The organism is Edwardsiella sp. A.80236, from assembly GCF_044540725.1.
Taxonomy (GTDB): domain Bacteria; phylum Pseudomonadota; class Gammaproteobacteria; order Enterobacterales; family Enterobacteriaceae; genus Edwardsiella; species Edwardsiella tarda.
The window spans coordinates 15,019-41,104 of sequence record NZ_JBIUCY010000017.1 but is presented as its reverse complement, the minus strand read 5'-3'; the positions used below and the strand labels follow the sequence as shown (position 1 = coordinate 41,104).

Below are 26,086 nucleotides of genomic sequence, written 5' to 3'. Positions count from 1 at the left end.
GAGCCTCAGGGGGCATTCAACCTTTCAGTGCTTCAATCGTGTTATTAAGTCGACGCAACAGGTCGTCGTACGTCAGTATGTCTATCATGTTGGCGTACTTACGTTTGATTATCTCAAAATCAAGCAACTGGCCGTCGGTCATGTTACCGTTGGCTATCTGATCGCGCCCGACAATGATGATGGCTTTTGGGTTAGATATACGAATACACATTCCCGCTGGAAGAGAATTCTTGTAGGCATTCGTAAGTTCTTTTTCGCCCTTAACACCCCATTTAGATAAATGAAAAATATACTTTTCAGCCTGCATGATACCGCCGCTAAGTTCTGATGTAGGAATATAGTTGTCGCGGTAGGGTGTCTTGCGAAGAATTTTATCATCAAACGGCTTTTTGACTTCAATGATATCAAGGTTGCCGTTTGCATCCACCAGAGCAATGTCTATAAACCGATTTGTTTTATCCGGAGAATTAGAGTAGTAGTCGAAAATTTTAACATTCTCGAGGACCTTGATATATTTTGGAAAAAGTAATGTGATGAAGGGTATCATCAGGCTCTGCCAGTCAGCTTCAGACAAATTAGTTTTGTTATTCAATGCATCCTGGATGACGTCTCGTATAAGTATATATTTTTCAATTTCGAGCTTATTTAAAACATCTAAATCCAGTTTGTCTGTTTTTCTGATCACTGTTTTTCTGTTTAAGTAATTTTCATACCGTTCGCGAGCATCTTTCATACCATCAAGATAACCGGCGAGAATAGCGTGAACCCTTGCATTAGCATAGCGATCCAGTTCTCCTGTGTTGGGGAATTTACTTTGCAACTCCTGGAATACGCTTGTTGGTATAGCCTCCGACTTGTCTCCGCCGATGATGATGGAATTAGTGTGATCGAGTAGTTTTGAAAGCCGGCCAAAAATAGAGACGTTGCGTTCTGACGCAAATACTTTCCTTTCAAGCCTGATGGACTTATGTATAAGAATATCCCGATCAATGCTTAAAATCCGTCCCGGAACTGTTATGTATTCATTATTAAGCGTGCCAAAATTAAAGGAATATTCGTAATCATTAAAATCCTGAACGGTTGACGGTGGGTTTCTCAAGTCTTGGAGTTTGAAGTTAAAAATGCGTGAAATACATACTGTTTGATAATTTTTCAGATTATCCCAAACCCAAATTATTTGTTCTCCGTTATCACTGCTGTAAGTCATAACAACGTCATTTGATACAAAACTGAACTGTAGCATATTTCCTCTGATTGATAAAACGTCAAAATGTTTGCCTGATAATTGTATTAGAAGTAGATTATCCACTTTTGGCACTGTGATAAAGCATTTTTCTGATGAAATTTTCCTTGCGAATGAAAATCTACTCTGATTGTTGATATTGAATAATAATTGATGGCTATGTTTTTTCACCATGAAAATACCTGAAGACATGTCCGCTCCTGGCACAAAGCTGACTATCAGTCATAATCACGCAATGCAATCAACCATTAAGTAACATACAATAATCAGGATTATAATTCTCAATTAAAATCACCATACCCACCTGCGGTCTGCACTGTCATAACGGGCGTCATGGCGGTGAGTCACAGACCGCAGCTGAATATGCCCCCAGTTCAAACAAGCCCCCTCTTTATCACCAGATACTCCATAAGGAGAGCAGAATGAATAATCGACAAAGCTAAATATGTATCACGCAATAATTAGACAAGGTAAAGATGTTGTGACCATCTCTACAAGTAGAGGTACTACCATGGATAACCAGACAACCAAAGCATATATTTGCAAAGAATGTGGCAACGCCATCAGTGCTCATGTGTTCTGCCGCCCCGCAGATAAAAACTGGAGTCAGGAGCAACTGGCCGAGTGGGAAAATTTTCAGAATAAGGAGAAAGATGAAGCCAAAGCATACCTCCTTAAAACACGCGCTGGACTCGTCAATTTAATTGATGGGTTACGTCGGATTGAAGAAAAAGTAGCTGAAAGCCCAGAGACTGGATACGCAGAGGTATATATCAAGAAGTATTTGCGGTCTGAGGTAAAAGAGGCCGTAAAGAAACTACTAGACCTCATCTAATAAAGAGAGATCTCTCACCCTCCACTCGTTAATTTTCAATAATTGGCTCGCGCAACGGCGTTGTCTCGGACAAATAGTGGAGATCTCCACGCTCCAAGTGGAGTTCGTGCGCCGGACACGGGTAAGAATCCGGCAACACCACCATACACCGGTGAAAGAGGCGATCCTTTAACCGACCCCACACTTACATCCATAGGATGGGCAAGCTCCCACGCCTATGAGCCTGCGCCAACGCGCTGCCATCCGTAATGGAGCAGATGGATACCCTACCCTCGTCCCGTGCCGAGCGAACCCACGCAGCGGCCTCGAGTACCACAGCGCTTTAACATTGGCTTACGCCGCAGCTACTCCTACGCCATCGTCAGCGCCATTTACCAGCTGCATCTGCATCAATGCGCATGCCGGGAGATCGCCACCCTACTCGGCATCCCCACCAGCAAGATCGATGTCTTACTCCAGCATAAAACCAAGACCCAGCGCCGCGCCTGGCAACAGGTTCACCAAAGCAACCGCCTACCAAGTAGACGGGAGATCCTGGCGCAGCTGGCAAGGGAGTTGCCGGTGTGAGGGTTACACGCTTGGTCACAATAATAAGAGTGGATGAGGTTTTATAATAGATCGAAACATTACAAATGTTGTAATAATATCGCACTAATAAATAGTCATAAATTATAGATTTTAAAACACATCACTCATGACATACATCAGAGACTGAGATACAAATAACTTTTTCCCAAGAGAGTTACTAATAACAAGAGCAAACCGACACTAATAATACAAAAATAATAACAAAGCAAATCGCTTAATAATAAAAAACACCCAAGACTCAAGATAAAAACAAATACAACAATTCTCATTTTATTTTTCATGGAAACTAAGTATAATACATCAGTAATTGACATATAGATCAAAAAATAAAGGAGAGGATAAGTGATAACATTAGAAAGCGCTATTGATCTCGCTAGACCTTGGGCAATAAAAATATTTGAAGAGAAAATACTCCCTTTCATCCTCAATAAAAGTGGTGAGGTTTATCACAAAAACAGAGATATAATAAAACTCAGATATCAAATGTCTGACTTCTTAGCAAAAACAAAAGCACAATGCTCAATAATAAATTCGTTAGCATTTCCCAACATATTAAAAGAGATCAATGATATTTATGTCCCATTAACTTTATCAACACTAGACTCAATAGATGAACGCGAGTACGTTGTTTCTAGAGGAGATCTATTCCTTAATTATTTTAAAAACATTTTAATAATCGACAATGCAGGAATGGGTAAGTCTACCCTAATGAAAAAAATAGTCATTGATACGATTGAACACTCTTCGTACATTCCTATATATATAGAACTAAGGACATTAACAAATGATACAATTATTAAACAAATTAGCGAGCTAATAGGACTAGATAGCTTAAATTGTCATAATACACTAAAAAAAATACCATTCATATATTTTTTCGATGGTGTTGATGAAATCCCCTTTGATATAAAAAATGATTTAATAAAAAGAATAAGATCATTTAGTGAAGAAATGATTGGTTCTAAGATAGTCATTACCTCTAGACCAGACCAATCTCTTCTTGAATTACACTCTTTTAATAGATTCAAAATAAAGCCATTAAATATAGAACAATCATACAGCTTAATCCAGTTGTATGATGTTAACTCATCAAAACCTAACAGGAATCTTATTCTTTCAAAAAAATTAATTTCAGAAATTAAAATGATGAGAGAAAAAGATAATAATGCGATTCTAGAGTTTCTAACTACACCTTTATATGCTTCCCTTTTGTTTTGCTCATATAAATACAAACCAGTAATACCAAGACGAAAAGATTTATTTTACAGTCAAGTTTTTGAAGCTCTTTTTGAAACACATGATCTTAGCAAAGAAACTGGCTATGTTAGAAGAAAAGCATCTGGCTTAGATATAACAGATTTTAGCATTATACTACGTCGATTAGCGTTTTGGTGCTTAAAAAACAATGGCCGATTAGAATTTAGTAGGGCAGAACTTGAGGATGCCATAGTAAATATAACTAAAAGATTAAGAGGCATTAATGTAAAACCAATGGCTTTTATCAATGATCTAATAGACTCTGTACCCTTATTCATTAAAGAAGGTTCTCTTTACCGATGGTCTCATAAGTCACTTATGGAGTATTTTTGCGCAGAGTTTATTTGTATAGAGGTCAAAGATAAGAGAGATGAGTTACTATCAAAACTATACGAAAGTAATAGTGTAGCAAAATTTAAAAATATAATTGAACTATGTTCAGATATTGATTACGCATCATTCAGAAAAACAATCTTACGTAAATGCCTCATTGAATACCTTAATCACATGGAAAAATTAAAGGATTTCACATCATTAAATGAGTGCGATAAGGAAATATGGGCAAGCATTAGTTTCTTCTCTGATATCCAACTATTGTTAACACCTTACAGCAATGCAAATCTTGGTGATTTAGATATTTTTGATAACAGCACTCAATTATTTAACAATAGGGGAAAAACCTATAATCACTTCGAAAATAACTTTATAGGATTTCGTGACTTCATCACACACATAACATACCCAATATCATTAAGAAATACTGTTTTTGATATTCTTAGATTAAAAAACCCAGAATATTTTTTTAAAGAAAAGGATTATTTTAATAGAATGTTTGTTGAATCACTAAGAATACCAGAAAACTCAATAATATCGACATGTAATGGTAATGTTAATGGTGAAATGAATGATATCATCCCTGACATCATTAACATATTACTGCATTTTAGGCATACTTTAACGATTCCGGTAATATACCAACTAGCGGCAAAAGATGTACTAAATGACATTAGCCTAGATACATCAAATGGTGTAAATGAACTACTTGATGGTTTTGATTGACTACAATAAAAACACGCGTAAATTATACCCCTATGGGATTAATAAGACCATAAAGCAAATCATCTTTATTAATCCCTATCTCCGATAGAGCAAGGACTTAGCATCCTCAAGGATCCATTATTATCACGCGCCGCTTTTATCCCCCTTGGAGAGCCTCGCCATGCCTGAATACTTCGCCTTCTTTATTAAAGCCAAAAAACAGTCCGGTCAGCAGGACATGCTATTTTGCTGCCAGGCCGACAGTGTGCGTGTCGCCTACTCTCAACTCTACCGCGCGCTAACGGCCAGCGCCCTGCATCTGGATGATTACTTCACCCCGCGCCGAACGCCGGTGCCTATCGGTATCAAACTGCCCGCCGAAGGGAAACTCGACCGGGCGTTTTGCCGCCGCTATCACCTGGTCGGCGACCGTTGGTTAAAGCGTCCTCCTTCTGACTGATTCGAACTGTACTCAGCTTTTTTGTAAAACCCACTCGACATCATCTATCACCTCACCTAGCGAAGATAATGTCACCATGTAGTAACGCAAAATATCATCGCAAGGTACTCCCCGCCCCCACTCACCTATAATGATGGAAAACTTGGAGTTGGTTGGATATGCCTCACTATATTTTTTAATTATTGATGACCATATTGGCAACCATCTTTCACGCTCTGTATCAAACCAGGAGCATGAAATCACCAGGACTTTCAATGGAGCATGAAGACAGCAGAGTTGTTCTACTTCAGTAACCGCGGTAGAGTGATTATTCTCCGACTCGATAAAAACCAAAGGGATGCCATCTTCATCAAGCAGCGTCATATCACAACGAAACTTTTCATACTCAATGAATAGTGACATATCTGAAGCTAATGAAGAAAATAATTTTTCAACAAATCGAGTCTTATTAGATAAACCATTCCCCCAAGCCGATTCAAAATCAGAAATATCTATAGAAAACAGTTTATTATATAATGCATTTTTAAAGCTAAGATATACTGCATCTGATGTATACATACAGCCTCTCACTAACCGTCAAATACCATCAAGAATAAAATATGGTATACCGCCTTATATCCTGTACCTAAAAAAAACATGCGTAAAGTGATAATACGCTATAAAAAATAAAATCGCGCATCCCCCAGACTCTCGGAGCCGGCTATGACAACCTACCTCACTATCCAGACGTGGGTGCAGCAGCACTATGGCGATAAACCGCCCTGTGTGGACACCGTCCGGCGCTGGATCCGGCGCGGCTATATTTATCCGCAACCCTATCGCCACGGCGGCGCCTACCGTATCCAGAGCGATGCCCGCTACCTGCCCCCCTGGCAGCAGAAAGCCGCCAAAACCACGGCGGCCTCCCCCCACACCTTGCTGGAGCGACTAAAACATGGCGAAAAATAGTCGAGGCAACGACGCTAGGCAAAATCTGCCGGATAACCTGGATAACCGGCACGGATTTTTCGTCTGGCGCCATCCCCTCACCGGCAGTGAACTGCCCTTAGGCTACATCACCCGGCGTGAGGCTATCCGCCAAGCCCGGGAGGCCAATCACTATCTCGCCGCGCTCACACCCAGCCCCCTACCCGAACCACATGAGATCCCCACCGTTAGCCAATGGATCACCGAATACCTCCAACGTCTCGAACAGCGCGGCGTGGCGGCCAATACCTTGCGTGCCCGCCGCTCACAGAGCAAAACGGTACACGCGATGATCGGGCCGCGTTATCTGACGCAGATCAGCACGCGGGATATCGCCATCTTATTGCACCCCTACATACTCGATGGCCGCCTCACCGCCGCCAGCCTGATGCGCTCCTTCCTCAACGCCCTATTTCGTGAAGCGGTCGCGGCAGGCTTTATCGATCACAATCCGGTGGCCCAGACCCGCACGCCCCCCATCCGCGTCAAGCGTCGTCGCCTGAGTGAAGAGACATTGTTAGCCGTCTACCGTCTGGCATTACAAGGCGAGGCCAAAAAACCGTGGCTGGCCCGTGGCATCGAGCTGGCGCTGCTCACCGGTCAGCGGCGGGAAGATCTCTGTACCTTGCGCTGGCAAGATGTCCGGGAGGATAAGCTGTGGCTGATCCAGGGCAAGACCGGTGCCCGCCTGGCCATCACCACCCGCTTGCATCTTCAGTTGGGGCCATACGCGCTACGTCTGAGCGAGGTACTAGATCGTTGCCGGGCTCAAGGGCCGAGCGACTATCTGCTCAACTCCCGCCGCCCGCGCCTCCACCGCGCACCAGGCGGCCCGCTGGTGCCGGACACGTTGAGCAAGGGCTTTTCCCGCTTGCTCGATCAGAGCGGGCTGGTACACGCGCCTCATCCCCCCTCCTTCCACGAGATCCGCAGTCTCGCCTCACGGATGTACCAAGTACAGTACGGAACGGAGTTCTGCCAGCACTTGCTCGGCCACAAGAGCCGGCTGATGACGGAGAAGTACCTCGATCTGCGGGAGAGCATGTGGAATGTGATCGACATACCGGACGAGGAGGATAATAAGAGTGAAGGAAATGAAGGTTAGGCGGGCAATCCGTCGCGAAACCGGGCGCAGCGGATCGGGTTGCATGGTTATGCAGTGGGGGAGAAATGGGACGGTGCGATCGGTAGGAAAAGCGAGGGAGAAAACGACGATTTTTGGCGTACTGGGGGGAGAAATCATCACGCAGAGTGATGAGCGGTACGCCGATCAGGTGTTATGGTAAATCCAGAACAGTAGTGAGAGAAAAAAGCCCCGCGGGGCTTTAAACCACTCTCGAACCAAGCTAAATGACTGGCGCGCCTAAACCATCGCTGAGAGTTTATGTACAGCCCTACGTCGCATATATAGTCTCTGGTAATAAAATACGTAACATCCACGATGACAAGTCGCTTCATCCTATGTCAAAAACAATCAACAACGATCATATCACCATATGATTATTTATTAATAATCACAATAAGCACAAACCACTTATTCAAGTCATTTGCTCGTATTAATGCCTTTAAGTTTTTCCTTCATATCATCAATAAGTTTAGGCAATTGTGTTTGCCCATAATTAGTATTATAAAACTCATCATCGGGTTGAACAAAATACTTCCTATTGACACCGCAGGCGACAACTTCCTTAAAGGCCTTAACTACATCAGGAGTTAATTCGAAAGGTGGCTCCGGTTTTTGGAGATCTTTTCGCTGAATAGCTACTTTAGTATAACCATATCCCGGTGTCACGATACCATTTTCAAATAACTCATGAATATAAAGCCAATTTAGCGCTACGCGCTTATGTGGCTTTCCGTCATTCGTTTTTTTCCATGTTAACACCCAACGGTTTTTCTCGATATTATCACTAGGAAGAAAGTGAATGTTATCATCTATATAATCCTCAACACCCTGAAGTTCCGCAGAGTACTCACAGTCGGAAATTTGATACCAACTGATATAGAAGTGATTATTAGATAGTAATTCAAAATCCTTAAATTGAGTTGCATGATGAGTATCATTAAGTAGCTTTTGAGAAACAGCCGCTCCCCAAACCTGAAACAATTCATCCAATTTATGCTTCTTCTGCTCAACGGTAGGATAGCTATCTTTAGCTTTAGACCTAATATGGTCAAAAAAAATCTTGAATGATTTTAGATGTTGTGGATTATGAGTTACCGTACATAATTCATGTAAAATATTTCCAGATAGACCATTTTTAGTTAAATTTGCACTACCACTGATAGCACTGTTCTCTCCCAGATATAATTTAGCATGAAGATTATCAAGAAACTCTACTTTCTCCCAACCCAATTCTTTTACAATCTCATGTATAGCTTTTGGGTTTGACCCCAACGTTGGTGAAACCACTATTGATTTTATTTTCTTCCAATCAGGAATAAACTCTCGCCAATCAACCCCGACAAAAGCCACAGCAATATATTCAGGGGAACAATTTTTTATATACTCTGCAATTTTTTCAGCAAAAACTATTCTCATTATATCCTCTAACCAATAGATTACCTGATAAAATAACACACTTACTATAATATAATCGACAGTCAACCTGATAGGAAATACTCTATTGCATTAGTTAATGCGTCAGCGTTCTCCTTCAGCAAGATAGGGATGAAACCATATACTTGTTAAAAAGACACACTCTTAATATATCATCTCATTCTGATTAACGACCGCGCAATGAAAGTCTGATATAATTAAGGAGAATAGTATAGACCCACAGCAAAGACAGATCATAAATACATCACACAAATATAATTATACGAAAATAATAAAAAATAGACTTGGCTGTAAATATAAAAAACATGATTCTAATCATAGCAATAGCTATTGTTTTAAAAAACCGACACATCAGCGAATAATAAACGAACAATTGTATTATTGTAGATGGTTTATTGTTTTGTCTGTAATAATGCTGAATAGGGAAGAACCGTGAGACATAGAAGAATTATGAAATAGTCTAGAAAACCAATAACCAATTATCTATCTGATAACATAAGATCCGCGTAAGGATCTATGTCAGGAGGCTAAAAAACACGATAGCGAATGAATTTAACGAATAATCAAATGGATAGACTTAATAAAATCAGACCTACTCAAACCACCGATTCATCCGCTTCACCGCCTGCTGGACGATGTGGTTGCGGCGCGCCAGTAGCTTGTCGATGCGCTGGCGTTTCTCCTCGGCGCTGAGGCGGATGTGCTGCTGCGTCCGATTGAGCCGTGGCCGGCTGGCTAAGATACAGACTCAGCTGCCGGAGGTCATGCTGGATATGGTTCAATACCGGGCGGAGTTCGCCACGGTTACGCACCACCTGCTGTAGTACCTGCTTTTCCAGCTGCTGGAGCAGGCTGCGGGTTTCATGGCCGATTTCCATGATGCGTTAAAGCTCCCTTACCAGTGCGGGCAAATCGGCGACGGTAAAGGGATATGGGGATGGCACACCGGTGGCCTGACGCAGCGCGTACCAGACGCCCTGATTCCAGGCGGCACGGAACCGGAACTGGTTGACGATGGAGTCGATCAGCCATTTCAGGTTTTTTATCTCCCCGTCGGAGAGCTGCTGTGGCTTAGGGGCTGAGTACGCGCCCCGCTGGCGGGTGAGTAGTTGCCTCTCCATGCGGTTGAACTCGGCGATATAGGCCTCTTTGAACGCGGCGGCCTTTTTGCCTGTAAAGCCCATGACCAGGAAGACGAAGCCATCTTTGGTCATTTCGTAGTAGACCACTTGGCGCATTGCCCCTTTAGCCAGAGTTACGTTTTTTATCATCCGCGAAAAGTTGCGAATGATAAAATCTTTTGAGCAATCAAGGGATTCTACTTTTTGCACAACGTGATGAGCTTGCTTGCCAAAATAGGCAGCGACGTCATCAGTAGTTGTCACCACCCTACCATCATGGATAGACACTTTGGGAGGGTTGGCAACGTTTGATACGCGAGAGGTAGCCATTTGTTGATCCTTTTCTAGAGGATACCCGAACGGCTCGGGTGGCCGAGTGCTAGAAACTTGTCAACGTCAAGCGGGCTTATTCCCATCACTGGTATTGTATTCGCCCACACTCGGCCATATCCAAAAAATGACCACAAAAAAACGCAAGTCTATCGGGTACGGAGGCCGCGTTGAGGTGTTTCTAGCACCTGAGCGGACTATACCCCCGACATCGCGGGTAAAACCAATTCCGATTTATGATACTTTACTTACAAATCATAGGGGTGTAATGAGTCGTTCTGGCCTGACCATACAGAGCCCATCTGGCTATTCGGCCAATCTTCCTCTCGCCGGTGGGGGGGTTAATAGGAAACTGGCCGAGTCACATATCAAGGCCAATAAAACCAGGCTACTGGCTATGTGGCAGATGGCGGTTAATGGGATGCATCCTGGGAAACTGTAAGAGGCAGCTATGTTGAAAATTATTGATGTGGATGTGGTCGGCGACCATGTTATCGAGGTCGAGTTTAGCGACGGCTTCCGTGGTAGGGCTGATTTAACCGCGCTGTTCAGCAAACCGCCCTTCTCTGCGATCGCCGACTTTAACCGCTTTTCCCTGACGGCTAGCGGCGTGCTGAACTGGGGAGATGCCGAGCTTTCTGCCGATACGGTTAAGCGCATGAGCAAAGGCGCAGTGGTATCGGCATCCTCACGCTCACTCACGCCAGAAAATGTAGAAGCGATCCTCCGCCAGGCCACCTGGGAATCCATGAGCGAGGGGCGCCCGGATATTTTGCAGGCCGCGTTAAGGGGATACGCGGAGCAGCTGGGCCACGCGGACGTCATCAAAAGGGCCGGGATTGCCAGCCGCAGCAGTGCATACAAAACGCTATCGCCATCAACGAACCCCAGCTTTAAATCGCTGGCAAAGATCAGCGGCGCGATTTTGGCTATCGTGCGTGAAAATAACGCGCAACACGGCTAATTTCAGGATTGATTCATACAATCCTTACACCACAACGTCAGACCATCTTTCCGCTTACTGTTTTTGTAAAAACTGGTTTTCCTACGGCGACGCTTACATCATATGCTTAGTATTACGTGGTGCAGCGAGGCTGGTATAGCCGTCAGGATGCTTGCTAGCACGCCTAAAGGTAGCTCTGACCATGAGCAAACACCGAAAACGAATATTATACATTATTTTCAACAGATTAGCTGCATCACCCCAAATGTGATAAATATCACTGTTCCATCATGCCAAAGAGTATATTTTTCAACTAGTTCTATGATTTACATACCATTTAAATCTATCAGGAGGTAGTGTAAACGAAGCTATAGTTCATCAAACGCTAGAGTCATCTCTTGTAATAATGGAGTCATTGGTAGAATGATTGCAGATTACTCGTAGGACTTCCTAGCTTTTTTACCGAGATAGATAGAATAGCAGTGATAATTGTAAAAGTGGTAAATTTCACTGTAATGCTAAAGGTTTTGAAAGGACTTATAATCGTTAAAATAGTTCACCTTATTAAAGGGTAATCATGCAAAGAACAATACAATTACTATCCATATTTTTAGGAATATTCATATCAAGCACACTAATTAGTGGTGCGGGTGTAGAATTTCCTGATTGGTATAAGGCACCTGAGTCAATCTCAAGGCCACTAATTGTCATTATCTGTTTTGTGGGAGTTACGAGGTTCTTTCTTTTTACCATTAACTATATTTTTAAAATTAAAAAAATATAATTACCAAGAGTAATCACCAAGTATACGCACCCAACCTCCCCTCTCTGCGTCCGTTTCATGTCGATGTTCATATCTGCAACTCGTCTGGCGGTCCTTAGGCTTCCGCCCCCGCATGTCCAACCATGATTTGCTAAGACGTGCTATGATGGATGTAAACTACCTGCTATTGGTGGTAAAAAAGCTATTCGCCCAGTAACCCAAACACAATCTGTAGCTGGTTTAGTATCTTCTTTAAGAAGATAATGGGATCTTACCCATGCCTGTGGGGGTGTTTCCTTATCGGCGATCATCCAAAGTGCTTTATTCAAGCCCTCCCCATGCCCGTGGAGATGTTTAATAGGAACCTGGCCGAATCACATATCAAGGCTAATAAAGCCAGGCTGCCGACTATATGGCAGATAGCTGTTAATGGGATGAATCCTGGGAAACCGTAAGAGGTAGCTATGTTGTAACTTATTGATGTGAATGTGGTCGTCGACCATGTTATCGAGGTAGAATTTAGCGACGGCTTCCGTGATAGGACTGATTTAGCCGCACTGTTCAGTAAACCGCCCTTCTCTGCGATCGCCGACTTTAACCATTTTTCCCTGACTGCTAGCGACGTTCTAAACTGGGGAATCACGGGTAATATCGGGACAACCCATAAAAAAAACTGTATAACACTTCTCTTCATCGACAATTAAGAGGAACTTTTAATGGTTGCGATTGATAAAATAACAATGAAGTATCCAGGCGTAGATGCCTGGCAAATGGGTGACAGCCCGGAACTGGCTAGCGAGCTTGCAGACCTGATCAAAAGGGGAATCAAAACGGCCTCCTGCGGATCTTTTTTCTCCTACCAGCGGGAAGAGTCTGCCCCGAGGATCGGGGGGTATAACATTATCCTTGATGGCCAGAATGTTCCGGTCTGCGTGATCAGACTGGTTTCAATGCGACTGATGCGTTTTTGTGATGTGACTGAGGCGTTTGCCCGCAAAGAGGGTGAAGGCGATTTAAGTCTTGAATACTGGCGGAAAGAGCACCAGCGATTTTTCACCCGCGAAGGTCATTTTTCTGAAGAGATGGAGTTGATCGCAGAAGAATTTGAACTGGTTGAACTGCTGTAAGGTGAGATAAGCGGGCTGACATCTTATCCATAGTCATTTATGACAATGTCCACTCCTGGCACAGGACAGACCAGCATAATAAACGAGTCAACATCATTAATAATGACAAGCGTAACAATATGCGCGTGATAATATCCAGCCACGCGCCATCTTGCCTTTGCAATATATCAGCGACCTACTCCTCTATCCCTGTATCGCCTCCACCCGCGCCTCGGGCGGCAGCGACCAGCCCTCCATCTCCAGGGCCAGCGCTAAACGAATATCCTCATGAGACATCACCCGACTCTGCGCAATCGACCAATGATACTTATTGCACAAGTACAAGTAGATCGCCTCAAAGCCCGCGACTGCCGATGGATAGCCGTGCATCCTGGCCAGATAGTCGCCAAAACAGTCGAGGGTATAAGCGAGTTCGGCGCGGGCTTGATAATGCTGCCAACGGTCGGCGTAGTACGTATGGCTCATAAAGAAACTCCTAACGAATTTAGTTTAGTAAGGTAGCACTGCTATTTAACGCAATAACGCGACCGGGCGCACATCCCCTAGGCACCATGTGATCGAGCGCCGTTTTTATCACCGCTCGGATCGCCTCGTCATGCCTGAATACTGTGCCTTCTTCATTAAAGCGGTCTTGTTGAATAAATCGAACGTTTAGGTGACTGGCGGATCTGATCGCTATTGTCGTTTCAGCATCGGCAGCCCATGGCAAAGTTAACGTTTAAAATGACCAACGGGTCAGTCTACCTCAAGGCGCTCAGGCAACGCGGTTTGCTGACGATCTGGTTTGATGGGTCTGCCATTGCTGCATGGTCTGAGCCTGTACAGCCTGACGCTGAAGGTCGTGGTCGACCGCCTCATTACAGCGACATGGCCGTCAGCATGCGGTTGATGATGAAACGCCTGTTCAATCTTTCGCGCCGGGCTTTGCAAGGCTTCGTTGAGTCCATTTTTAAGCTAATGGCTCCACCGCTGCGCTACCCGGGCTACCGCGGCATCAGTAAGCGTGCCACGCCGGTTAACGTCAGCTTTAAAACGCCCTGTTGGGGTGAAATCGCTCATCGAGTGATAGACTCCAGAAGTCTGAAGGTCTTGGGCGAAGACGAATGGCGGGTCCGACAACATGGGCTGACAAACACTGGGTGCGGCACTAGCTTCACCTGGCAATAAACAGTGTGACGCATGAGATTATCTGTGCAATTTACCGCTCCATGATACGACATGCACAGGCACTGCCGAGATGACTTAGCCTGGCCCACCGAAAAATCAGAGAGGCCTCAGCAAAAGGCATTCATGGTACGCGGGACGTTCATCATGCATTACAGCGGGAAAAGATCAGGCAATTTATCCCACCACGGAGTGATACGCGATACTGGCCTGATACATACCATGTGTCACCACGCGGTGGCGGATCCGTATCTGAGCGGTAGCAATGGCATCTGGAAAAAGAAAGTGAGCTATTAGCAGTGTTCGATAGACGAAACGGCTACGATGCTCCACATCAAAACCTTGCTAGGTGGTCATCTGAGCCTGCGTGACGATGACGCGCAGGTGGGGCAATGGTCAACGCGTTGAACCGCATGACGTTGCCAGGTATGCCGCACAGCGTCCAGATCGTATAACAAGCGCACCAGTGGGAACCATCTTGCCGCTTAACGCTAATTTACTCAATACAGCCCGCATATCCAGCCATATTTTTGGGCCATTTGTCGAATGACGACTTCGGATACGCACTATTGAGCGTCGATGGCTCGATGGCTCGATGGCTCGATGGCTCGATGGCTCGCAAGGAGAGCTCACCGTTCTAGAATGCCACACCAATCGCCGCCCAGTTCGATTTTGTCATGATGGTTATCCTAGTTAGGATCGCACTATCGCCGTTTTTCATGAAAATTTATCGATGTGAAAAACGATCTCAACAGCACGATTTGTCATACTCACTGCGGTCATCACAACCTTATGGTGATAAATTAAAAGGCTAACTTTCATACATCCGGGATGAAAATATGAAAATTGTGTTCTCCTTACTGGTAACCCTCACCTTAACCGCCTGTACCGGCCCCTTTAACGCCAACTGGGGCGTTCTACCGGCCAGCAGCCAAGTCTGCCCTAATGGCACAAATAGCGCAGGTCAGTGCCATTGACTTTCTCCCCCGCGCTAAAAGGTGGGATTTTACGGCGCACTGGATAAAGTCATCGTAAGTGTCACATACAGAACTGCCCGGTAGGACCTGACATCCCTGAGAGGATAATGGGCATTAAATATGGTGGATCCCCTCCACCAAATCACGCTCCTTTATTCGTAACAAAAACCGAATTACCCCGTTGAATTCAAGATTAAAATCGTACGTACAGTACGTGAGGATTATTCGCTTCGCTCACCCTTCTGGCCGCCCTGAAGGGCGTTCAAAACTTTGTTAAGTTTTTTGTGAACCCTACCCAGAATCCAAATAGAAAATAAAATAGCCTAATGGGAGGCTCTCAGATACGCAATAAGACTAACGGGGTATTCAGCAAACGGCACTTAGCCACTTGGCACAGCCAACCCCGTCTCCCCGGCATGAGCGGGGAGACAGAGGGAAACACGATTCAGAGAGCAAAAAATAAAGCATGAATGTCACATATGGCGCTGCTTGTTGAAATTAATCAGACTACCCGCCTTGATGATTTCACGCTCCTCTGCGGTCAGGCTCTCCAGATAGAGAGCGATTTCTGTTATCGCTGCTGTTTGATGAATAACATAAGCAGTAATTTCTGAGTCTTGATTGTCCAGTGCCGTTTTAATTCCCGGGATATAGATATAATCCCCAACCTCAAAGGTCGGTGCGTCAGCCATCAGTAATGGTAACATTCCCCAATTGATCATATTGGAGCGATAGCGTTTAGTAGCATACTCCTGGGCAATATTTGCCAAGCCCCCAATCACTCGTTGGCAGCTAGCCGCTTGCTCACGCGCGGAGCCATCTCCAGGCTTAATGGCGTAGATCACACTACCAACCTCGGTCTGCAACGGATCGACATGCTCTTGCCCGGCAATTTGCCGAATACGCTCAAAGAGTATGCTCAGTTCACTAACGTTACCCGCCTGCCTTTGTGCCTCCAGCATGGCACTCGCCTTGCTACGCGCCACATAGCCCGGATCACGACGAGACAGGGTAAACTCCGCCAGTCCCAATGGATTCGAGCGATAGGAGGAGGTTTCACCAGACGGGATTAATTCATCCGTGGTGGTCACCTCGTCGAGAATTTTCGCACACACCTGCAGAACGATATTCTCGGTTAGCGCGCCTAACTCTGGCCAATCTTTAATATTAGGACCATAAATCAGCGCTTGCGGTGTGACACCTTTAACGAACCCCTGATACACACGATTTTTATACGGCGTTTGATCAAAGACATAATCCGGCACGTTATCCCAACACGCCAGTTCGCTCGCTGCGGTTAGGTATCCACCATTCGCAGCGGTCGCGGCAATGGAGCGAGCATCCATCAGCGCAACCGCCGACATCTGTCCGTTACCCGGCTTAGAACCTTCGCGATTTGGGAAATTACGCGTCGTATGGCGAATACTCAAACCGTTGTTAATCGGCGTATCCCCCGCTCCGAAGCAGGGTCCACAAAATGCCGTTCTAATAATTGCCCCAGCACTAATCAGGTCAGCGACTATACCCTTTTTCGCTAAATCGAGTAGTACCGGTTGCGAAGAGGGATAAACCGCCAGAGAGAATGCATCATTACCACAAGCGTGTCCACGTAGGGCATTCGCGGCCGCAATAATGTTTTCGTAGCTACCGCCGGAACAGCCGGCGATAATCCCCTGTTGAATTCTTAGACGCCCCTTCTCCACCTTATCGACAAGCGAGAGTTTCGCTTTACCTTGGGCGATACGCTCAGACTCAATTTCGACCTCACGCAAAATATCACACAGATTTTGATTGAGTGTATCAATCTCGTAGACATTGCTTGGATGAAATGGCAAGGCAATCATCGGTTTAATTGCACTTAAATCAACGTGGATACAGCCATCGTAATAAGCTAATGGCTGTGGATGCAATGGGCGATAATCCTGCTCACGACCATGCAATCGTAGCCAGCGCTCAACCGTCTCATCCGTTTGCCAGACTGAACTTAAACAGGTTGTTTCGGTTGTCATCACATCGACACTATTACGAAAATCCATCGATAGTGAACTAATCCCCGGGCCGACAAATTCCATGACCTTATTCTTAACGTAGCCATTTTTAAATACTGCAGCAATAATCGCCAACGCCACATCCTGTGGCCCTATCCCGGGAGCAGGTTTACCCGTCAGGTAGACAGCGACGACGTCGGGATAGTCAATATCCCAGGTATCACTAAGCAGTTGTTTTACCAATTCACCGCCGCCTTCACCGACAGCCATGGTTCCCAAGGCACCATAGCGGGTATGACTGTCTGATCCTAGGATCATCTTCCCGCCACCGGCCATCATTTCACGCATATATTGATGGATCACTGCAATATGAGGCGGGACGAAAATTCCCCCATAACGCTGTGCCGCCGATAGGCCAAAGAGATGATCATCACCATTAATCGTACCCCCAACAGCACAGAGTGAATTATGGCAATTTGTTAATACATAAGGTAACGGGAAACGCTCCACACCCGAGGCCTTGGCAGTCTGAATGATACCAACAAAAGTAATATCATGAGAGGCTAAGGCATCAAATTTTATTCTAAGTTTAGCCATATTGCCCGAGGTGTTATGAGCAGATAGGATAGACCATGCTATCGTTCCTTGCTTAGCACGATCTTTATCCCTCTCATTGACATAGCACTCTTCAGTTATCAGCTCTTCATTATTAACGAGATATACACCATTTTCAGATAACGTGATCATCAGCGACTCCAACCATCCATATGCCAATAGCACACAGATCTATACAAATATATATTCAGATAAGAGATTAACCGTTTGTGAATAATTACAGCATATTCCAGCCGATCAACAGATTCCACCACCAGACCCCGAGAGTCATATGTACCAAGAAGGTTAATAATGTCAGCACGGCACCGACTGACCACCATGACTTAATATCGTTATAACCCACACCAAAAATAATGGGGCCCGCTGCACCACCGTAGTGAGTCACCATGCCACCATAGGAGTTGGAGAAGAGTAAAGCCAATGCTGTTAACATGAGTGGCGCCCCAGAGACATCCGCCAACATGGCAAAGACGGGTAGCATTGCAACAATATAAGCACTACCCGAAGCAAAGAAATAGCGAACGATAATACTCATAAAGATAATAATAAAAAATGCAACATTACCATGATCGCCAAAAGCCAGGTTATTTTTAAAGAGTTCAGCCAACCAATCGAAGAAGTGAACCTTGGAGAGCATCGAACTTAAGCCAATAATGCCGCCGTACCAAATTAATGTGTTCCATCCCCCCTTGTTTTTCACCACATCATCCCAGGTAACGATCCCTAACAACAGCATGGCCGCCATAACCACCAGGGCGACGGTAGATTGATCGACACCGAGGCTCTTACTGAAGATCCAACCTAACAATGCTAGGATAAATACCCCAAGCAACATTTTTTCGCGGCACTTTATCGCGCCTAGCTCCGCCAGACCAGCCTTAGCAATCGCTTTGTTATCCACTTTTTTGATTTCAGGTGGATATAAGATATAAATAATCAACGGCACCAACAACAGCATCAGTAGACCGGGTAAACAGGCAGCCAATGCCCACCCCCCCCAACTAATTTGCAGATGCAAAATGTCATTAATCATTTTCAGCGCCAGAATATTTCCCGCCATCGCCGTAAAAAACATATAACTGGTGGTTTTGGTGACCATATAGATCGACATCATCAAATAGTGGCCAATACGACGTGGGCTTTTCTCCGGATCGGAGCCCAAGGCTACCGCCACACTATTAATGATCGGTAATACAATACCACCGGCACGGGCGGTATTAGACGGTGTCGCCGGTGCGAGGACTAAATCGAGGAAGACGGTAACGTACCCCAACCCCAGTGTGGTATGACCGATTTTACCAATCAGATGGTAGGCAATTCGTTTACCTAATCCGGTGGTAACAAAAGCCGCACTTAAGGTAAATGCGGAAAAGACTAACCAGGTAGTCCCGGAGGTATAGCCACTCAATACCGCAGTCGTTTTAAATGCTCCTGCGGATAAATTTCCTACTACCACCATCGATGCAGCCAGTGCCACTAATAATACAACGGGTTCCGGGAATGGTTTAAGCACCAATCCGACAATCGCCGCCAGATAAATACCAAACAGTACCCAAGCCAGCGTGCTTAATCCTGCCGGGGCGGGAATTATCCCAATAACACATGGAACCGCTAACATTAAAATTAGCTTCCATAAAGATTTCTTATTCATGGTGAATCCTTATTTATGCATTGTGGATTTAACAGTCCTTGCTCTGCTCTCCTTATCACAACCAAAGCGCATCACTCATCAGGGAAGATAAACCTCTCCGGAAAAAATTTTCCGCGCAGTGCGAATCACTGAAGCGCGTAATGTTGAAATTTCCTGCCCTGAGTTACTCAAATAAACATCGAGTGAGCCGCTGGGATGCTCAATATTAATATTTCCATAAGTCACCGCAGAAGATACTTGACGCGTCACCGTTTCCCCCAACACACAACTCGTCGAGATGGCAATAGCCCCGGTAATCGCTAATGCACGATGACAGGCATGCGGCATAAAATAACGCACATTAATCGCACCACCTCGTTGTGCCGGTGATATCAGCACAGGTTTCGGTATCACCTTATTACTGACATCCCCTAAGCCCATGGCCTTACCCGCTTGTAGACGAATAGATTCGATTCGCGCTAATAACTCTTTATCGGCATCCAACTCGGCTGGTGATTCATAACCCGTTTTATCCAGACATGCGGCCTTAATAATGACCAGTGGCATTGCCATATCAATACAGGTTACTGGTACACCATCGAAATAGTCGATCGGTTTATCCGTCGGAAAGAGCTTCCCGGTTTTTGCTCCTGCGGCATTCAGAAAGGTTAACGCCACTGGCGCCGCAGTACCCGGCACGCCATCGATTCTTGCGTTACCGTCATACTGCACAACACCATCGGGCGTCTGTACATCGGCCTCAATATAAGTGCCCGTATTGACATTGCGAATACGTACACGGGTGAGTGGCTGTGTAGCCTTAATCAAATTCTGTTCAATCGCAAAGGCACCCACGGCAGAGAGCATATTTCCGCAATTTGGGGTGGTATCAACGCGCCGCTCATGGACTAATACCTGGGCAAAGAGATAATCGACATCCGCACAAGGGTCATCGGAACGACTAATAATAGCGACTTTGCTAGTAAGTGGATTACCGCCACCAATACCATCTATCTCCAGTTCGTTACCAGACCCCATTATTGTTATTAGTATGTTATCTCGCCGTATGGGATCTGTCGGCAGATGCTCCGCTAACAGGAATGCCCCCCGTGACGTTCCTCCTCGCATCATAACGCAAGGTATTCTTTTCATAACCACGCCCTCTACTTAGGATGACTCACGCTATGGTTGCATCAAGAGAAAAGCAGAGCTAATGACTTTAGCTCGGCGATTGATAAGTTTTTTTTATTAATTTACTCTCTCTGTATTCCACCACACTACTCAAACCCCGTGATATGGGCTATGGCAAAGCCAGGCACTTTAGTTTCTTGGAGTGATAATGAAGCATGATTTATCAAGCATGAAGGCATTTGTGATGCTGGCAGAGTCGGGATCGTTTAACAACACCGCCAAGATGCTTAACATTACCCAGCCGGCGTTAACGCGTCGTATACAAAAGATGGAGGATGACTTACATGTTCAGCTCTTCGAGAGAACCACACGTCATGTTACGTTGACCAACGTAGGAGAGATGCTACTGCCAGAAGCGAAAGAACTAATAAAAAAATTCGATGAAACGCTATTTAACATTAGCAACATGAGCGCCTACCACCGCGGCATGGTTACCTTGTCCTGTATCCCAACCGCCGTGTTCTATTTTTTACCCTTGGCGATCGGCAAATTTAATGAGCTGTATCCCAACATTAAAGTACGGATTCTTGAGCAAGGTACAAATGACTGCATGGAATCTGTCTTGTGCAACGAGGTTGACTTTGGGATAAACATGAACAACATCACAAATTCATCCATTGACTTTACCCCACTGGTCAATGAACCGTTTGTGCTCGCCTGCCGGCGCGATCATCCGTTAGCGAAGAAACAATTGGTCGAATGGCAGGAGTTGATCGACTACAAGCTGATCGGGGTACGCTCCTCCAGTGGCAATCGATTATTGATAGAACAAAAGTTGGCGGATAAGCCCTGGAAACTGGACTGGTTTTACGAGGTGCGCCATTTATCGACATCTCTCGGTCTGGTTGAGGCGGGTCTGGGTATCTCGGCGCTCCCCGGGCTGGCGATGCCACAAACAGCACATGCCACGATCATGGGTATCCCCCTGGTCGAACCGGTTATCCGCCGCACGCTGGGCATTATTCGCCGCAAGGAGTCGGTACTCTCCCCTGCTGCCGAGCACTTTTTTACGCTACTGCTTAATTTATGGACCGACGATAAAGATAATCTGTGGACCAATATCGTCGAAAAATAATGAGCGGATATCTTTCCATCGTGTCCGCAACGCGTTACCTCGTCTCTTACAGGGAATCGATGCCACTCACCAATGACGCATCTGGACGCGTGATGTGGATCTCCTTTTCCCCAGATATCCACCATGAACTCAATATAAGAATATAACGCTACGCGTCCCCACGAGGGATCGCTCTCCGGGTAGATGTGATGGCCCCTTGTCTTTGATGACCATCAGCGAGCCGTTGCCCTCAATCAAACGCATGACGAATAATCTCGGCAACAATGGCCGTGCCGGTGATCACCGAGACCAAATCATTTCCCACGATGTTCCATTCGCGTCCCGGATAGCGCGGTAACAAGCGGGCAAGACTCGCTGGCAGAGCCTGTTTGGCGATCCCCGGGGGAAGCGGTTTTCCTTTAGCCAGGTTCTTGGCGATCCCTGGTGGTAAGGGCTTATAACCCGCGATCCCCAGTAGCCGACTCTGGCGACGAAAGTCGTGCCAATCGAAGGTTTCCTCCCGCCCTCGGGCGTTACCTTTCTCCCACTTCTCCGCGCGTTGCCACTCCTCTGAATCGCGCCATGCGCCATGGCGCTCTGCATTATGAGCACCATGTCCATGGCCGTTTCCGTTGCCATGCCCATTCCCAGCACAGGCCGCCATCGGCAGCAATGCGCCACTCCCCCATATTGCTAGCAGTGCGATCAAGCTCATTCTTCTCATCGGTGACGCTTCCCTATTAGAGACGTTATATGTCTGAACTAATTTTATCAGTGAATAACTCACTCACCTGCCATCTACATAGCCGCGGAGCTAGCAAATCGGAAACATCTGAGCTAGAGGGGGTCGCCTTCGCATCCTGTCGATTACGGCAATCCTCGTCATGGATCGCTCCGTTCCATCGCTTATCCGCTCACTCTGCTCACTGGCGATAACGAGGTGTATGCGTCACGCATTGTTCGCTATTGAGCGAATCACTCAAATCGCATGCTACAGTGAATACGCATCAACGTGCTCGGCGCGCCACCCAGCACTAAACCAGCACTCAGCACTCAGCACTCAGCACTCAGCACTCAGCACTCAGCACTCAGCACTCAGCACTCAGCACTCAGCACTCAGCACACCATAAGAAAAAAGAAGCAAGAAACAGAGTATTAGTGTGGTCGTTTCACCGCACGCCACCCTGGGCGTCAGGCGTAGTATTGGGGTACTACGTGATAACTGATGGCTATGTTATAGTGAGTGTGTTTAATGATAGGGTATATCTTATGTGTACGGTTTTTTCTGGACAAAATCCTTTTAATTACACCAGCAGCGCTCGCTCTGTGCGTATCTGTGGCCACGTCACCAGCATACGCCTGGAAAATAAATTTTGGCAAATATTGGAAAGCCTCGCGATCTCTCAAAATAAAACCTTAGGGCAGTTTATCTCTAAGCTGTATATGGAAGCCTTAGATAATAATATCGATATGAAAAACTTTTCTTCGCTACTCAGATGTTCATGCCTCATTCACCTCGAAAATCGTGTCGATCAAGTTAACGCGGCGTAAGGTTGATACACCTAACGTGCTACGCTGGCATCCCCATATGACTCACTCACGCGCGCACATAGCCTCGATATTAGTGACGGCAAACGCTATTATTCTGTTATTCCCCCCTGCCCTCTACCAATAAAGTCCCCCGCGTAGTAAATAACTACTACCTTACGTCTACGATAACACTTTATCTTATATTCATTGATGACTAGTGGAGTAACCCATTATGGCTAAAATGATACACTCAATGATTCGAGTGTTTGACTTGGATCGTTCAATTAAATTCTACGCTCAAGCATTACAACTCAAAGTCAAACAACGATGTGATTTTGATGGTTTTTCTCTCGTCTATCTCGCCAATGAGGAGAGCAGTTTCGAGTTGGAGTTAACCTATAACGCGGATAGATGCACACCCTATTCCCATGGCTCTGGCTATGGGCATCTTGCCGTCACGGTTGATGATATCAACGCCACGCATAATGCGTTACTGACTGCGCAATTAATGCCGGGTGAGGTTAAAGTATTCCATCAACAAGATCAGGTATTGGCAAAATTTTTCTTTATCACCGATCCGGATGGCTACCAAATTGAGTTTATCGAGAGAGCGGGCAGATATCAATAAGCTTTAAGCCGCGACAACGGCAATATAAAAAAGGAGTAACGATGATAAACCTAACCGCGACCTTCACTGCGAAGAAGGGGAAAGAGGCTATTCTGCGTGATATTTTGTTAAAGATGGTCAAGGTCAGCAGACAAGAGCCTGGCTGTATCCGCTATTTCTTATATGAGGATGCGATGAAATCTCATGTCTTAGTATTCCAAGAGCAATTTATCGATCAAATCGCCTTCGATCAACACTGTAAGATGCCCTACTTTATCTCACTACTCAACGAGATAAAGGGAATTGTAGAAAAAGATCCTGATATTCAATTTTTCAAACAAGTTGATCCGGCAGCATAAGCGCCACATGACTGTCAATTTTTAAGTGTGCGCATGAATATCCCCCTGTCATGCGACTCCTTTTGATTATCGGCACTACGGACTAGCGTTTAAATATCGAGTAACGATCTCTTTCGGGGTAGCGCGACTACCCCGCCTATGCGTCGCTTTCCCTACATGACTCGGGGACACATACCAACCTTGCTCCACCATACTCAGGCCACTACGCCCTCAAGCAGCACGATAGGCTCAAGAGAGCCAGATAACCCCCCCAGGGCCGACAGGCAGATCGAAGGTCATCCAAACGATCACCTGAAGAATAAACACGCCAAGAAAGGTCAATGAATACGGCAGCATCGCGGCAAAAAGTGTCCCCATTCCAGTATGTTTATCATAGCGTTGTGCCGTCGTCAGCAAAATAGCGAAATAGGCAAATAACGGGGTAAGATGGTTAGTAGAACAGTCACCTAATCTATATATCGCCTGAGTGAATGCCGGATGTATGTTGAGTTGCATCAGCATCGGAATAAAGATAGGCCCCATCAATAACCATTTCGTACCACCGCTGCCAATAAACAGATTGATCAAGGCAGTCAGTAACAGAAAACACACCACGATAATCTGGCTAGGGATGGGAAGAAAGGCCAGGAATCCTCCCCCCTTGATCGCTAAAATCTGCGCCAAATGAGATTTATCGAAGAGGAAGAGAAACTGTCCAATCACGACGGCTAAGGCGATAAACCCCGCCAACGAGGCGATCGATTCAGACATCATCGTATAAGCATCGCTAATATTTTTTATCTTCTTAACACTGATTGCATAGCTCAAGCCAGCAATGGAAAAAATAATAATGATGATAAATTGTAGACATTGCATCAAGGGGGCGCCAAAAATCAACGAATGTGTATTGGGATTACGCAGAAAGCTATTCTGTGGTATACAACTAAGGACTAATATAATTAAAAATATCAATACATTTCGCCCAGCCTTTCTGACGCCTCGCCGCTCCTCCTCACTCACGCTCATCTCTGCGTTACCCTGCTCGGCGAAATGATACGTGCCAAGCATCGGTTCAATTACTTTTATCGTAATGATTGAGGCAGAGAGGATCACCAACAGGGCCGAGACGAAGAGAAAGAAATAGCCATTTAATAGCGGCATGTCAAAGTCAGGACGAATACTGGCTGCAGATTGGATGGAGATCGGCGTGAGGATGATATCCCATCCTCCGGGGATCAAGGCGGTACTAAACCCGCCACCGACGGCGGCGTATCCTAAAAATACACCCGCGAGCGGATGCCTACGGATCCCATAGAATATGGCTCCCGCGATCGCAGGAATGAGGATGAAGGCAGCATCACCAGCCTGATTACTCAGCACGCCGATCGTCGCGATGACATAGATGGCGATATTCCCTTTCCGACCGGATAAACCCATCTTAATCGCCGCAGAGAAAAAACCGCTCCTATCGCAAAATCCGGTGGCAATGCCTAGGATAATCACCACACCCAGTACAGGGAAGCGTTGAAAGTTCTCCACGAAGCTCGTTGCAAATAGCATCAGCCCCTGCAGGCTGACTAAATTAACCACGGCAATCGTCTCACCGGAGGTCGGATGTAAGGCAGATACCTGCAAAGAACTTAAGATAAGCGAGAGAGCTAAAACTATCGCGATAATATAGAGAAAAAGGGCCATAGGGTGCGGCATCCTATTCCCCACCTGCTCTATCCAACTAAAAAATCCACCAGCCTGTTTCATCAC

The 26,086-nt window shown here is 45.6% G+C and carries 24 protein-coding genes and 1 pseudogene; 14 read left to right on the top strand and 11 right to left on the bottom strand.

Annotation, left to right across the window (positions count from 1 at the left end):
* Nucleotides 1-16 precede the first annotated feature (16 nt).
* On the bottom strand, nucleotides 17-1,435 hold the full coding sequence (locus ACEQFP_RS13945) for a Shedu immune nuclease family protein (RefSeq protein WP_370547448.1): 1,419 nt from the start codon (nucleotides 1,433-1,435) through the stop codon (nucleotides 17-19).
* 319 nt (nucleotides 1,436-1,754) lie between these two features.
* Here ACEQFP_RS13945 and ACEQFP_RS13940 point away from each other — a divergent pair, with 319 nt between their 5' ends.
* From ACEQFP_RS13940 to ACEQFP_RS13925, 4 genes are all read left to right on the top strand, one after another.
* A complete protein-coding gene (locus ACEQFP_RS13940) occupies nucleotides 1,755-2,078 on the top strand; it encodes a hypothetical protein (protein ID WP_370547446.1) in 324 nt (107 codons plus the stop codon).
* A 279-nt stretch (nucleotides 2,079-2,357) separates the two neighbouring features.
* Nucleotides 2,358-2,645, top strand: coding sequence for a hypothetical protein (locus ACEQFP_RS13935; protein ID WP_370547445.1), 288 nt, complete (start codon nucleotides 2,358-2,360; stop codon nucleotides 2,643-2,645).
* 363 nt (nucleotides 2,646-3,008) lie between these two features.
* On the top strand, nucleotides 3,009-4,982 hold the full coding sequence (locus ACEQFP_RS13930; protein WP_370547443.1) for an NACHT domain-containing NTPase: 1,974 nt from the start codon (nucleotides 3,009-3,011) through the stop codon (nucleotides 4,980-4,982).
* 160 nt (nucleotides 4,983-5,142) lie between these two features.
* Nucleotides 5,143-5,421 carry a RecE family exodeoxyribonuclease gene (locus tag ACEQFP_RS13925; RefSeq protein WP_370547442.1) on the top strand — a complete coding sequence of 93 codons (279 nt, stop codon included), beginning with the start codon at nucleotides 5,143-5,145 and terminating at the stop codon, nucleotides 5,419-5,421.
* Between the two features lie 12 nt (nucleotides 5,422-5,433).
* Here the strand turns inward: ACEQFP_RS13925 and ACEQFP_RS13920 are convergent, their stop codons facing one another.
* On the bottom strand, nucleotides 5,434-5,979 hold the full coding sequence (locus ACEQFP_RS13920) for a hypothetical protein (RefSeq protein ID WP_370547441.1): 546 nt from the start codon (nucleotides 5,977-5,979) through the stop codon (nucleotides 5,434-5,436).
* Between the two features lie 144 nt (nucleotides 5,980-6,123).
* On the opposite strand from ACEQFP_RS13920, the gene ACEQFP_RS13915 reads away from it, so the two are divergent.
* A complete protein-coding gene (locus ACEQFP_RS13915; protein WP_097364599.1) occupies nucleotides 6,124-6,369 on the top strand; it encodes an excisionase in 246 nt (81 codons plus the stop codon).
* Nucleotides 6,356-7,492 (top strand): site-specific integrase, encoded by a 1,137-nt coding sequence (locus tag ACEQFP_RS13910; RefSeq protein WP_370547439.1) that lies wholly within the window; start codon nucleotides 6,356-6,358, stop codon nucleotides 7,490-7,492. Before ACEQFP_RS13915 ends, ACEQFP_RS13910 begins: the two co-directional genes overlap by 14 nt.
* Before the next feature lie 438 nt (nucleotides 7,493-7,930).
* On the opposite strand, the gene ACEQFP_RS13905 is transcribed toward ACEQFP_RS13910, so the two are convergent.
* The 3 genes from ACEQFP_RS13905 to ACEQFP_RS13895 all read right to left on the bottom strand — a co-directional run bounded on the left by ACEQFP_RS13905 (nucleotide 7,931) and on the right by ACEQFP_RS13895 (nucleotide 10,398).
* Complete coding sequence (locus tag ACEQFP_RS13905) at nucleotides 7,931-8,929, bottom strand: phospholipase D family protein (RefSeq protein ID WP_370547438.1); 999 nt, start codon at nucleotides 8,927-8,929, stop codon at nucleotides 7,931-7,933.
* Nucleotides 8,930-9,543: 614 nt separating this feature from the next.
* Nucleotides 9,544-9,825, bottom strand: coding sequence for a hypothetical protein (locus ACEQFP_RS13900; RefSeq protein ID WP_109610022.1), 282 nt, complete (start codon nucleotides 9,823-9,825; stop codon nucleotides 9,544-9,546).
* Between the two features lie 6 nt (nucleotides 9,826-9,831).
* Nucleotides 9,832-10,398 (bottom strand): Rha family transcriptional regulator, encoded by a 567-nt coding sequence (locus ACEQFP_RS13895; RefSeq protein ID WP_109610020.1) that lies wholly within the window; start codon nucleotides 10,396-10,398, stop codon nucleotides 9,832-9,834.
* A gap of 451 nt (nucleotides 10,399-10,849) precedes the next feature.
* On the opposite strand from ACEQFP_RS13895, the gene ACEQFP_RS13890 reads away from it, so the two are divergent.
* A complete protein-coding gene (locus ACEQFP_RS13890; protein ID WP_097364594.1) occupies nucleotides 10,850-11,362 on the top strand; it encodes a DUF2442 domain-containing protein in 513 nt (170 codons plus the stop codon).
* Between the two features lie 1,458 nt (nucleotides 11,363-12,820).
* Entirely contained in the window at nucleotides 12,821-13,231 is a 411-nt protein-coding gene (locus ACEQFP_RS13885; protein ID WP_005286515.1) for an ASCH domain-containing protein, read from the top strand.
* Between the two features lie 183 nt (nucleotides 13,232-13,414).
* Here ACEQFP_RS13885 and ACEQFP_RS13880 read toward each other — a convergent pair whose 3' ends face one another.
* The gene (locus ACEQFP_RS13880; protein WP_005286518.1) at nucleotides 13,415-13,696 is read right to left on the bottom strand and encodes a hypothetical protein; all 282 of its coding nucleotides are present in this window, start codon (nucleotides 13,694-13,696) and stop codon (nucleotides 13,415-13,417) included.
* A 237-nt stretch (nucleotides 13,697-13,933) separates the two neighbouring features.
* On the opposite strand from ACEQFP_RS13880, the pseudogene ACEQFP_RS13875 reads away from it, so the two are divergent.
* Nucleotides 13,934-14,850: pseudogene (locus tag ACEQFP_RS13875) on the top strand (IS5 family transposase).
* Nucleotides 14,851-15,234: 384 nt separating this feature from the next.
* A complete protein-coding gene (locus ACEQFP_RS13870; protein WP_158409446.1) occupies nucleotides 15,235-15,372 on the top strand; it encodes a hypothetical protein in 138 nt (45 codons plus the stop codon).
* Nucleotides 15,373-15,845: 473 nt separating this feature from the next.
* Here ACEQFP_RS13870 and ACEQFP_RS13865 read toward each other — a convergent pair whose 3' ends face one another.
* From ACEQFP_RS13865 to ACEQFP_RS13855, 3 genes are all read right to left on the bottom strand, one after another.
* Entirely contained in the window at nucleotides 15,846-18,107 is a 2,262-nt protein-coding gene (locus ACEQFP_RS13865) for a hydratase (protein ID WP_370547436.1), read from the bottom strand.
* Between the two features lie 85 nt (nucleotides 18,108-18,192).
* Nucleotides 18,193-19,626 carry an anion permease gene (locus ACEQFP_RS13860; protein WP_005294187.1) on the bottom strand — a complete coding sequence of 478 codons (1,434 nt, stop codon included), beginning with the start codon at nucleotides 19,624-19,626 and terminating at the stop codon, nucleotides 18,193-18,195.
* 78 nt (nucleotides 19,627-19,704) lie between these two features.
* Nucleotides 19,705-20,757, bottom strand: coding sequence for a 4-oxalomesaconate tautomerase (locus ACEQFP_RS13855; RefSeq protein WP_035600378.1), 1,053 nt, complete (start codon nucleotides 20,755-20,757; stop codon nucleotides 19,705-19,707).
* Nucleotides 20,758-20,944: 187 nt separating this feature from the next.
* Here ACEQFP_RS13855 and ACEQFP_RS13850 point away from each other — a divergent pair, with 187 nt between their 5' ends.
* A complete protein-coding gene (locus tag ACEQFP_RS13850) occupies nucleotides 20,945-21,871 on the top strand; it encodes a LysR family transcriptional regulator (protein WP_005286543.1) in 927 nt (308 codons plus the stop codon).
* Between the two features lie 229 nt (nucleotides 21,872-22,100).
* Here ACEQFP_RS13850 and ACEQFP_RS13845 read toward each other — a convergent pair whose 3' ends face one another.
* Nucleotides 22,101-22,574: an anti-virulence regulator CigR family protein gene (locus tag ACEQFP_RS13845; protein ID WP_223931129.1), complete on the bottom strand. Its 474-nt coding sequence runs from the start codon at nucleotides 22,572-22,574 to the stop codon at nucleotides 22,101-22,103.
* A 545-nt stretch (nucleotides 22,575-23,119) separates the two neighbouring features.
* Here ACEQFP_RS13845 and ACEQFP_RS13840 point away from each other — a divergent pair.
* The 3 genes from ACEQFP_RS13840 to ACEQFP_RS13830 all read left to right on the top strand — a co-directional run bounded on the left by ACEQFP_RS13840 (nucleotide 23,120) and on the right by ACEQFP_RS13830 (nucleotide 24,346).
* On the top strand, nucleotides 23,120-23,401 hold the full coding sequence (locus ACEQFP_RS13840; RefSeq protein WP_035594579.1) for a ribbon-helix-helix domain-containing protein: 282 nt from the start codon (nucleotides 23,120-23,122) through the stop codon (nucleotides 23,399-23,401).
* Between the two features lie 211 nt (nucleotides 23,402-23,612).
* Complete coding sequence (locus ACEQFP_RS13835) at nucleotides 23,613-24,008, top strand: VOC family protein (RefSeq protein ID WP_047059775.1); 396 nt, start codon at nucleotides 23,613-23,615, stop codon at nucleotides 24,006-24,008.
* A 41-nt stretch (nucleotides 24,009-24,049) separates the two neighbouring features.
* Complete coding sequence (locus ACEQFP_RS13830) at nucleotides 24,050-24,346, top strand: putative quinol monooxygenase (protein ID WP_035599900.1); 297 nt, start codon at nucleotides 24,050-24,052, stop codon at nucleotides 24,344-24,346.
* A gap of 228 nt (nucleotides 24,347-24,574) precedes the next feature.
* Here the strand turns inward: ACEQFP_RS13830 and ACEQFP_RS13825 are convergent, their stop codons facing one another.
* Nucleotides 24,575-26,083, bottom strand: coding sequence for an AbgT family transporter (locus tag ACEQFP_RS13825; protein ID WP_035606312.1), 1,509 nt, complete (start codon nucleotides 26,081-26,083; stop codon nucleotides 24,575-24,577).
* Nucleotides 26,084-26,086 lie beyond the last annotated feature (3 nt).